The sequence below is a fragment of the Haloferax sp. s1 genome, assembly GCF_058382125.1.
In genome coordinates, this window is the sequence record NZ_JBZRPK010000191.1 from 905 (window position 1) to 1,803 (window position 899).

Consider the following 899-nt stretch of genomic DNA (forward strand, 5'->3'; position numbering starts at 1 on the left):
CCAGGCAGGGGTGGCCCCGGGTGGGGGGGGAGAGATGTGGAAAACGCAAACGGCGGGGGGCACCGGGGGGGCGGTTGCCGCCCTCGGCGTCCGTTCAGTGAGGGCGGGGTTGTCCGCCGGGACGGGGCGTTTGGAGGGGCCGGGTGGCTGTGTGGCGGTGTAGAGTGGGCCGAGTTTGGCGAGACATCCGGAGACCCCCGCCGTTGCGACGGTTCCGGCCGTGACGAGGAACCGACGACGGTCCATTATGCCTCTCGGAGTGCGGTCAGGTCGTCGAGTAACGTCTGTTCGTCCGGTTGGTTGCCGCGGTAGGTTCGCTCGACGTAGCCGTCGCCGTTGACGAGCATTACGAGACCGAGGTGGGTGAACATGTAGTTGCCGTCCTCGTCGGGTTCGTTCTTCTCGAAGAAGACGCCGAACTGGTCTTCGACGACATCCTTCGCTTCGGCCTCGTCGGCGGTGCGAAGGAAGTGCCAGTTACCTGCGTCCATATCGACGTTCATATCGTTGGCCTCCTTTTTGAAGGCCGCTGCGTCGTCGCGGGCGGGGTCGAACGTAATCGGGTAGAACGACACGTCGTCGGCGTAGCCTTCCGAGATGGAGTGAATCTGGGCTTCTCGAAGGGCGCTGATGAGGACCGGACAGACGGTCATACAGTTCGTAAAGAAGAACGTGTGGAAGTGCGGACCGTCGATGTCGCGGACCGAAACCTCGGTCTCGTGAATCGGGTCGGTGAGTGTCACGTCGGGAACCTGCTGGCCCCACGCGGGATACGGCAGGGCCTCGCCCGTGACGTCGTTCTCGCGTTCGGGTTTCGGAAGTGAGACGTTGGAGGTTCCGCCGATGCCGCCGAGACAACCGGCGAGGCCGACCGCCGCGCCCGTCCCGACAGCACGGGG

At 64.8% G+C, this 899-nt stretch carries 1 protein-coding gene and 1 pseudogene; both read right to left on the reverse strand.

Annotation, left to right across the window (positions count from 1 at the left end; all coding sequences use genetic code 11):
* Positions 1 to 246, reverse strand: a pseudogene (locus QT222_RS01545) (hypothetical protein); the annotation flags it as partial.
* Positions 246 to 899, reverse strand: a 654-nt coding sequence (locus tag QT222_RS01550) for an SCO family protein (protein ID WP_491476082.1), incomplete at its 5' end; no start/stop codon positions are given. The gene QT222_RS01550 and the pseudogene QT222_RS01545, both read right to left, overlap by 1 nt.